Source organism: Phenylobacterium sp. (genome assembly GCF_036264965.1).
In the GTDB taxonomy this organism is placed as follows: Bacteria; Pseudomonadota; Alphaproteobacteria; order Caulobacterales; family Caulobacteraceae; genus Phenylobacterium.
Window position 1 is genome coordinate 1 of the sequence record NZ_DATAPY010000083.1, and the last position, 6,305, is coordinate 6,305.

The window sequence follows — 6,305 nt, forward strand, 5'->3', positions numbered from 1 at the left end:
TCGTGAGCAAGACCTGACGGCTAGACTTCGAGCCGGGCCGCAATCTCCTCGCCCAGCGCCAGCGACGAGGTGAGCCCCGGGCTCTCGATGCCGAACATCGCCACCAGCCCCGGCAAGCCGTGCGCGGTCACGTCGTCGATGCGCCAGTCCGGCTGCGGATCGTCCGGCCCATGCAGCTTGGGCCGGATCCCGGCGTAGTCGGGGCTCAGGTGCTCTTCCGGCACCGCCGGCCAGAACTTGCGGATGTAGTCGGTGAACGCCGCCCGCGCGTCTGGATCGACGCTGTAGTCCAGCTCGTCCACCCAGAAGAGGTTGGGCCCGAACACCGCCTGGCCGCCCAGGTCGCGGCGATAGTGGGTGCCCAGCGCCCCGTGGATCGGCGGCGGATAAATCAGCCGCGAGAACGGCGCCTTGCCGACCAGCCGGAAGTACATCCCCTTGCCGTAGTGGCCCTTGGGGATCTCCGCGGCCGGAAAGCCCTCGATCTTCGCCGCCACGTCCTGGGCGAACAGCCCCGGCGCGGTGACCAGATAGCGGCAGGTCAGCGTCGCCGGCTCCTCGCCGCCGGCCCGCACCGAGAACCCACCGCCCGCCAGCGGCGTCGCGCCTTCGAAGGGGGTCGAGGTCACCACCGCCCCGCCGCCGGCCCCGATCTCGCCCTCCAGAGCCAGCATGTAGCCGTGGCTGTCGAACACCCCGCTCTCAGGCGAGATCAGCGCGCCGTAGCAGGCCAGCTCGGGCTCCATCGCCAGCGCCTCGGCGCGGGAGACATGCGCCATGCCCTCGACATCGTTGATCCGCGCCTGCTCGAGGATTTCGTCCAGGCGGCCGACCTCCTCCGGGCTGGTCGCCACCACCAGCTTGCCGCAGCGGTCGTAGTCCACGTGATGGGTGTCGCAGAAGGCGTGGAGCGCCCGGCGACCCTCCACGCAGAGCCGCGCCTTCAAGGAGCCGGTCGGATAGTAGAGCCCGCCGTGCACCACCTCCGAATTGCGCGAAGAGACGCCCTGGCCGATCGCAGCCTCCGTCTCCAGCACCGCCACCGTCAGGCCGCGCCGGGTCAGCGCATAGCCGCACGCCAGCCCCACCGCGCCCGCGCCCACCACCACCGCATCGAAATCGAACTCGGCCATTCCCACCGCCTAACGCGTCATCGCCCAAAGCGAAACGGTCTCCTTCTCCCCTTGTGGGAGAAGGTGGCCTGCGGAGCAGGCCGGATGTGGGGTCGAAAGCCCCATCCGATCTGAGCGGCGGATCGCGCGGAGAGCGGAGCAAAACCCCACATCCGTCACCCTTCGGGCGACACCTTCTCCCACAAGGGGAGAAGGACGCCGACGCTAGGCAAGGCGCAGCGGCGCGCTTAAGTCTCGGCTAAATCGAGGAGAGATCGAATGCGGAAGATCATCGGGCTGGCGATCGGCCTCGCCATCGCGATGACCACCGCCGCCCACGCCCAGGTCTCCCTCGACGCCGCCCATCCCACGGCCATCGCCGACATCCTCAACTGGCGCGGCGAGAAGCAGGCCAAGGGCTTCCGCGACATCGAGCACATCTTCAAGACCAACACCGTCAAGCGCGGCGCCAAGGTTCATCGCCTGCCGGTCGCGGCCAAGCCGATCGCGCCCACCTTCACCTACGACGGCAAGACCTGGACCATCGACGCCTACATGCAGGCCTACCGGGTCTCCGGCCTGCTGGTCCTGAAGGACGGCAAGATCGTGCTGGAGAAATACGCCCTCGGCCGCAAGCCCACCGACCGCTGGACCAGCTTCTCGGTGGCCAAGTCGGTGACCTCCACCCTGGTCGGCGCGGCGATCCAGGACGGCAAGATCAGGTCGATCGACGATCCCGTAACCCGCTACGTCCCCGAGCTGAAAGGCAGCGCCTATGAGGGCGTCACCGTGCGCCAGATGCTGATGATGAGTTCCGGCGTGAAGTGGAACGAGAACTACACCGACCCCAACTCCGACGTCGCCAAGGCCGGCGGTTCGGTCACAGAGCCGGGGATCAACCCGATGGTCAGCTACCTGCGCAAGCTGCCCCGCGCCAACCCGCCGGGGACCAAATGGAACTACAACACCGGCGAGACCGACCTGGTCGGCGTGCTGATCTCCAAGGCCACCGGCGAAGGCCTGGCGCAGTACGCCTCGGAGAAGATCTGGAAGCCCTACGGCATGGAGCGCGACGCCGTCTGGATGACCGATCCCGGCGGCCAGGAACGCGGCGGCACCGGCATCTCCATGACGCTGCGCGACTACGCCCGCCTCGGCCTGTTCATCGCCGGCGGCGGCGTGGCGCACGGCAAGAAGGTCGTCCCCAACTGGTGGGTCGCCGACGCCACCAAGCGCGAGATCGACAACGGCCTCGGCGGCTACGGCTACTTCTGGTGGATCCGCCCCAACGGCGCCTACGAGGCCGTCGGCATCTTCGGCCAGTCGATCACCACCTTCCCGAACGAGCACCTGATCATCGTCCAGAACGCAGCCTGGCCGGCGGCGGGCGGCAAGGAACTCAGCGCTGCAAGGAACGCGATGTTGGAGGGGGTGCGAGCGGCGGTGAAGTAGGCCCTGAGCTCCAATCTACTATGGGCTTCAAGGGTTTCCCCGCATCCAGAGGGTGCCGGGCTCCTGCTCGGTTCCTTCTCCCCTCGCGGGAGAAGGTGGCCGCGACGCGGTCGGATGAGGGGGAGTCGGCGGATTAGGCCCGAAGTCCCCCTAATCCGTCAGGCATCCGCCTGACACCTTCTCCCGCGAGGGGAGAAGGGCTGCTCCAAGCTCAGCCGCGTTCTGACGTGCGAAATTCCTCGACGCTCGGCCGCCTATGACCTACTGTGAACATAGCGGGAACAACGCTCTTTGACATGTGAATGAATGGCGGAGGGGACATACGACACCCCATGCCATCGCAACATCTTGGCGGGCCGCCCTTCAGACGGCTGGAGACCTAGCTCGCCGGGTCCGTGATCCCCGCCTCGGCCTTCGCCGCGGCCAAGGGATCGGCGGCCTGCTGGACCTTGTCCGTGGCCTTCTTCGCCTCGGTGATCGGCGCCCACTTCTGCATCTTGCCGCTCTTGATCGCGGCGCCGAAGTCCTTGGCGTCGCTCAGCACCGCTTTCAGCGTCTCCATGGCCTTTTGCATGTCCGGGTTGCCGCTATTGTCCACGGGCGCGAGGCCCAGGTCGGCCATGGTCGTGTGGCTCAGGAAGTCCTGGACCTGGGCCGTCCAATTGTCGTTGCCCTGATCCGCGCGGAACAGGCTCTCGAGCTTCTGCAGCGCCGGATTGTTCTTCTGGGCCACGGTCTTGAGCTGGGTCAGGTCGCTTACGCCATAGGCCTGGGTCACCGTGTTGTAGAGCGTCAGCATGGTCTCCCGAGCGCCCAGGTTGTCCTTCAGGCTGCCCAGCGAGGCGAACATCACCGTGCCGTCGGCGGCCTTGGTCTTGGTGCTGAAGTAGGTCGCCTGGTCCTCCGGCGAGAGCTTGTTCAGGTTGTCCAGCATTTCCGGATAGGGGTCCGCATTGGGGTTGAGGTATTTCTCCACCAGCGTCTGGGTCTGGGCCGCGTGGGCGGCGAACGGCGAGGCCGCGGCGTTCATCGCCACCGCCTGGCCGGCCGGACCGGCGCCGGCGGCGGCGTAGGTGTTCAACAGGTCCAGCGCCGCGACCTGGTCCTTGGCCATCACCCCGCCGGAGGTGTCGTCCACCTCGGCGAGCGCGTCGGTCAGGGCCTTCACGTCGGGGGGCGAATAGCCGGCCGGCGGCTTCGCGGCCGGATCGTCCGGCGCGCCGAGGCTCTTGCTCAGCGACTTGGCCGCCACATAGATCTGCTGCTCGTCGGCCGAGAGCGCATTGAAGGCGGCGGCGGCCTGGCCGGTGAAGGTGGTCGGGTCGGTTCCGTCGTCCTTGGCGGCCGGGTCCCTCTGGCTGTCGACCTTGGCCACCACCTGGGCCACCCGCTGCGAGAAGGACGACGTCAGCGCCGTCTGGGAGTCGGCTTCGGTGATCAACCCGCCGGCCGGCAGGGTCGCGGGCGGCAGGCGGTTGTCGAGCAGCACCTGCCCCTTGGCCAGGACGTTGGTCAGTAGGGCGTAGGCGCTCAACTGATCGCCGATCGCGGTCTTGCCCGTGGTGTCGTTGAGCGCTGCAACGGCGGCGGCGATCTGGTCCTGGGTCGGCCCCGAGGCGGCCGGCGCGGTGGCAGCCGCCGCCGGGGGCGCCTGGCCATCCAGCACCTGCTGGGCCAGGGGCGACAGGGTCACCGTATCCACCGGATCGCCCGACGGCACGGTCGTGGCGGCGTCCTGCGGCGCTCGCGTGGGCGAGGCCGGCAGCGGCGGCAGGACCGGTGTGACCGTCGATGTCGAAATCGCAACCATGCGTGCTCCTTCCGACACCTTCCGGCCTGCGGCGCTAAGTTTCGATGAACACGTTCGATCAAGTGACGCCCATCTCTCGCTCAATGAGGAGGAAGGCGCCCGCCTATTGCGCCTGCTTCCCGACGATGATGGAGCGCTGGAAGTCTCGGGCCTGCTCCTGGTCGTTCCGGCGGCGTTCGTCTGTTTCGCGGCGGGTGGCGCAGACCTTTGTGGGGAACAGGCTGCCAAGCTTGGGTTCGCTGTGACAGAGGACTTGGTTCGGGTCGAGGTCGCCGGACTGCTGCTTCCGGCCGGTGACGGTCAGCGGACTGACCGAGGCCGACGCCGCGGGCGTGGCGGACGGCGCAGGGGGCGCCGTTGCGGGCGCGGCCTGCATGAGGAGAACGGCAGCGGCGAAAACGGCGCCGATCATGATGTCGCCTCGACTATCAGTTGCGGAAGATTAGTCGAAAGGCCGGCATTGTCACCCGCCCTGACGTCGCAGCGCTCAAGCCTCCGTCCAGCCGCCCAGGACACAGGCCACGTTCCCCTTGCGGATACTGACCGCGGCGTGGCGGCCGTAACCCGGCTCGAACACGCTAGTCCGGCCGGCCAGGGTGACCGAAACCATCACCGGGCCGGTGAACTGGCAGACGTAATAGGCGTCGCGCGTCGGGAAGCGCCCGTCCGGCACGGACGCGCAGTCGGCGCCCCCGAACGGATGGGCGAAGTCCGCGCCGCCATATTTGAAGCTGTGCGGCTGGCGCTTCAGCACGATGGCGTCCCAGCTATCCTTCGGCGCCGGACAGGGCGGGCCCTTGATGGCCCAATCCACCCGCAGCCGGTGCTGATGGTTCCAGAAGGCGTAGAGGCCCCCGGCCGGGATCGCGACCGCCAGCAGCGCAACGGTCGCCAAGGTGAGCTGGGCCGTGGCGCCGCGGCGCGGCCTTCCGACGATTGGCGCGACAAAGGTCATGGCCGAGCCCTTTCATATTACATCTGTAGACCATGATATTTACAGATGTAGTATGATCGGTCAACGGCGCGCGGCGGCGGCGAAGACTGAGCTGGCCGCGCTCAGCCCCCGGACGCCATTTCCTTCGGCGGCTCGTCGCCAAGGCGTTCGTTGCCGGCGAAAAGGCGGTCGAGGCGCGCGCGGGTGGAACGCTCGAACTCCTCCTTGGAGGACGCGCGGCTGCGGGACAGGGACAGTTCCTTGACGATGGCGTCCTTGATCCGATCCACGGCGGCTTCCTCAAGCACACCGGCGCGCACCAGCTCCGTCGTGAGCGTCAGAAAGCCGACCGCGGTGGCGTGGGCCCGCAAGCCCACGAGGTTCACGCTGTCGTGCAGTCGGGCTTCTTCCCGTTCGTCCATCCGCCGCTCCCCATTTGAGTCGGCCCCCGCCGTCTCTTCGTTGAGAGTGATGGTGGCCCCAATGGACGCGTTTTAAAAGCGTCAGGCGGGTGCGAGGCTTTGACGCGCCCTAGGCTCCGACCAGCTCCCGCTCACCCTGCTTCTCCCAGCGGCCCCAGAGCGCCTTTTCCTCGACCTTCGCGGGGCCGACGGAGGCGTCCTTGATGTGGCCGTAACCGCGGATCTTCTGGGGGATGGCGGCGATCTGGACGGCCGTCTCCAGCCGTTCGGGCGTGAGGCCGGCGATCAGCTTGCGCAGGCCCGCCTCGTAGTCGGCGATCAGGCCGCGCTCCATCTTCCGCTCGTCGGTGTAGCCGAAGAGGTCCAGCGCAGTGCCCCGCAGGCCCTTCATCCTGGCCATCACCGGGAAGGCGGCGTCCAGCATCCAGCCGCCGAACTGGATCTTCTGCGGCCGGCCGTCCTTGCCCTTCTTCGCGATCAGCGGCGGGGCGAGCCAGACCTTGGTCTTGCCGCCCTTGAAGGTCTCGCTCCGGTAGGCCTGGAAACGACCGTCCGTATAGAGACGGGCGACCTCG

7 protein-coding genes are annotated in these 6,305 nt (G+C 67.9%); 1 reads left to right on the forward strand and 6 read right to left on the reverse strand.

The annotated features are described in order from the left end of the window. Positions 1 to 20: 20 nt before the first annotated feature. On the reverse strand, positions 21 to 1,133 hold the full coding sequence (locus VHS75_RS10585) for an NAD(P)/FAD-dependent oxidoreductase (RefSeq protein WP_329638581.1): 1,113 nt from the start codon (positions 1,131 to 1,133) through the stop codon (positions 21 to 23). Positions 1,134 to 1,391: 258 nt separating this feature from the next. Between VHS75_RS10585 and VHS75_RS10590 the strand changes: the two genes are divergently transcribed. After that, positions 1,392 to 2,564 carry a serine hydrolase gene (locus tag VHS75_RS10590; protein WP_329638582.1) on the forward strand — a complete coding sequence of 391 codons (1,173 nt, stop codon included), beginning with the start codon at positions 1,392 to 1,394 and terminating at the stop codon, positions 2,562 to 2,564. Between the two features lie 379 nt (positions 2,565 to 2,943). On the opposite strand, the gene VHS75_RS10595 is transcribed toward VHS75_RS10590, so the two are convergent. From VHS75_RS10595 to VHS75_RS10615, 5 genes are all read right to left on the reverse strand, one after another. After that, positions 2,944 to 4,374, reverse strand: coding sequence for a hypothetical protein (locus VHS75_RS10595; RefSeq protein ID WP_329638583.1), 1,431 nt, complete (start codon positions 4,372 to 4,374; stop codon positions 2,944 to 2,946). 103 nt (positions 4,375 to 4,477) lie between these two features. Then, positions 4,478 to 4,786 carry a hypothetical protein gene (locus tag VHS75_RS10600; protein ID WP_329638584.1) on the reverse strand — a complete coding sequence of 103 codons (309 nt, stop codon included), beginning with the start codon at positions 4,784 to 4,786 and terminating at the stop codon, positions 4,478 to 4,480. Between the two features lie 75 nt (positions 4,787 to 4,861). Continuing rightward, positions 4,862 to 5,329 carry a hypothetical protein gene (locus tag VHS75_RS10605; protein ID WP_329638585.1) on the reverse strand — a complete coding sequence of 156 codons (468 nt, stop codon included), beginning with the start codon at positions 5,327 to 5,329 and terminating at the stop codon, positions 4,862 to 4,864. A gap of 101 nt (positions 5,330 to 5,430) precedes the next feature. After that, positions 5,431 to 5,730, reverse strand: a complete 300-nt coding sequence (locus VHS75_RS10610; RefSeq protein ID WP_329638586.1) for a hypothetical protein — start codon at positions 5,728 to 5,730, stop codon at positions 5,431 to 5,433. A 109-nt stretch (positions 5,731 to 5,839) separates the two neighbouring features. Then, positions 5,840 to 6,305 (reverse strand): DUF6537 domain-containing protein (locus VHS75_RS10615; protein ID WP_329638587.1); only part of this gene is annotated, 466 nt, incomplete at its 5' end.

What these genes read in the sequence shown, in the direction of transcription:
- VHS75_RS10595 (WP_329638583.1), bottom strand. Translation starts at nt 4,374, where the DNA reads ATGGTTGCGATTTCGACATCGACGGTCACACCGGTCCTGCCGCCGCTG.
- VHS75_RS10605 (WP_329638585.1), bottom strand. Translation starts at nt 5,329, where the DNA reads ATGACCTTTGTCGCGCCAATCGTCGGAAGGCCGCGCCGCGGCGCCACG.
- VHS75_RS10610 (WP_329638586.1), bottom strand. Translation starts at nt 5,730, where the DNA reads ATGGACGAACGGGAAGAAGCCCGACTGCACGACAGCGTGAACCTCGTG.
- VHS75_RS10600 (WP_329638584.1), bottom strand. Translation starts at nt 4,786, where the DNA reads ATGATCGGCGCCGTTTTCGCCGCTGCCGTTCTCCTCATGCAGGCCGCG.
- VHS75_RS10585 (WP_329638581.1), bottom strand. Translation starts at nt 1,133, where the DNA reads ATGGCCGAGTTCGATTTCGATGCGGTGGTGGTGGGCGCGGGCGCGGTG.
- VHS75_RS10590 (WP_329638582.1), top strand. Translation starts at nt 1,392, where the DNA reads ATGCGGAAGATCATCGGGCTGGCGATCGGCCTCGCCATCGCGATGACC.